Origin of the sequence: Trebonia sp. (assembly GCF_049794275.1) — a bacterium.
GTDB lineage: Bacteria > Actinomycetota > Actinomycetes > Streptosporangiales > Streptosporangiaceae > Trebonia.
Genome location: NZ_JBARCR010000326.1, coordinates 1 through 1773 on the forward strand (window position 1 = coordinate 1; position 1773 = coordinate 1773).

Below are 1773 nucleotides of genomic sequence, written 5' to 3' on the forward strand. Positions count from 1 at the left end.
GGCTTCAGGACCTCGCTTCCGGCCTGTTCGTGGATGATGCCGTTCGGCGTGTGCTGGCAGGCGTGCAGCCAGGCGGCCGCGACCGGCGGCCAGTTGGTCGCATCATCGGACCGGAAGCCGTTGTAGCGGAAGTCGGTGATCCAGCCAACCGACAGGACCCCGACCAGGGCCGTGACCGCGGCGACGGTCTGCAGCCTGAGCTGTCTATGGCGGATAAACGAGTCGACCGCAACGATCGCGGCCGCGTCGATGAGGAAGATCGGAAGCGTGGTGTACCGGGAACCATGCTCGATGTCCTCCGTGACGGGCAACCCGGGCAGATTCGACGAAATGATGGCGCCGAACGCGGCGAACAGGAGCCCGGTCAGCAGGGCTGCCACCACGAACACCCGGGGTCGCCCGGGCTGCGTGATCAGGGCCCAGAGGAAGAACACAGCGAGGATCCCGCCGATGATCAGCGTGGCGCCGTTCCGTCCGGCGGCAGACTGCAGCCACCAGGCCAGGTGCCAGCCGAGCGCGGGCAGCACCACGCCGTGCCCGTAGAAGGCGAACACGAGGCCGGGTGCCGCCGGGTGACCCGCCCGAGACTGGACGCTGGCCAGGTTGCTCACCACGTAGGGAAGCTGCAGCAGGCAGCCGGCTGCCCAGCCCGCGGTCACCGCCTGCTCGCGCAGCCGGGGCAGCGCGATGACGCGGGCCAGCAGCAGCGGCGCGAACACCACGCTCATCAGGGTGGACGCGGCCGTGAAGAAGCCGATGGCCGCCGCGCCGGCCATCCCCGTCCGCGTCTTCGGCCGCCACAAGCACGCCCAGAACAGCGCGAAATCCATGTACCAGGGGGCGTCGACGCCGCTGTCGGCGATCTCCATCAGGGCCATGGGCAACAGCACGACTGCCAGGGCGAGCACGAGTCGCAGCAGCGGGGAGCGGACGTGCCCCGCGCTGACGTGGAAGATAAACAGCGCACACCCGGCTGTGACGAGCGCCCCGCCGATCGCGAAGGCCGGCGCCGCCTCGCGAAGCGGCAGATAGGTCACGAACTGGGCCATCAGCCGGGGGACCAGCTCGATGTATCCATCGTCGGGGACCAGCAGGTGCCAGGGGTGTTGCAGCGCCTGGGGCAGGAAGATCTTCAGATCCTCGGCGTAGATACCGTCCCAGGCCGGGAAGTTGCGGCCCGGGACGCGCACCAGCATTACGAGGACCCCGAGAAGGACGGCGGCGACCTGGAGGAGGACGGACAGGCTGCGCGGTAGGCGCCGGGTCCCCGGCTCCGGAGGCTCAGGGAACAGCTCGCGGAGCACCCCGACGGTGCGGCGCCCGGCAGACAGGCTCTGCGGAGGAGGCTGCTGTGATGGGGTCGCCGCCTCGGACCGGTGGCGCTGAGGCATGATCAAATCAAAACGCTCCCGTCACGTCGGCGCATAGCGCTGCCCACGCGCAAGATATCGGTCCCGGTGCTCACGGGACACCCCTGTTGAGGAATTCGTGCGTGCGTTCGTCCTCGGCTCTTGTATACCAGCAGGGCGCCTAGCTATACCGGCGAGTACTCCCCTTCGTCGGCGGGGACCGAATCGGCCACCGGAGCCGGGTCGCGGCGGCCGAGCGCCGTCCACCCGGCGTCCACGATCGCCTGGATCGACAGCCCGTACTTGCCGAACAGGTACGGGCCGGTCCTGGCGCCCTCGGCGAACGTGTCGCGCAGGCCGACGCGGCGCAGCGGCCGGCCGAGGCCGGCTTCGGCAAGCACTTCGGCGACCGCCGAGCCGAGGC

Annotated in this window: 2 protein-coding genes; both read right to left on the minus strand. The window is 69.8% G+C overall.

Going from position 1 to position 1773, the window contains the following annotated elements; all coding sequences use genetic code 11:
- A partial coding sequence (locus WA805_RS09050; RefSeq protein WP_425242116.1) for a hypothetical protein occupies positions 1-1391 on the minus strand: 1391 nt, incomplete at its 3' end.
- 143 nt (positions 1392-1534) lie between these two features.
- Positions 1535-1773: hypothetical protein (locus tag WA805_RS09055; RefSeq protein ID WP_425242117.1), on the minus strand; the 239-nt coding region annotated here is incomplete at its 5' end.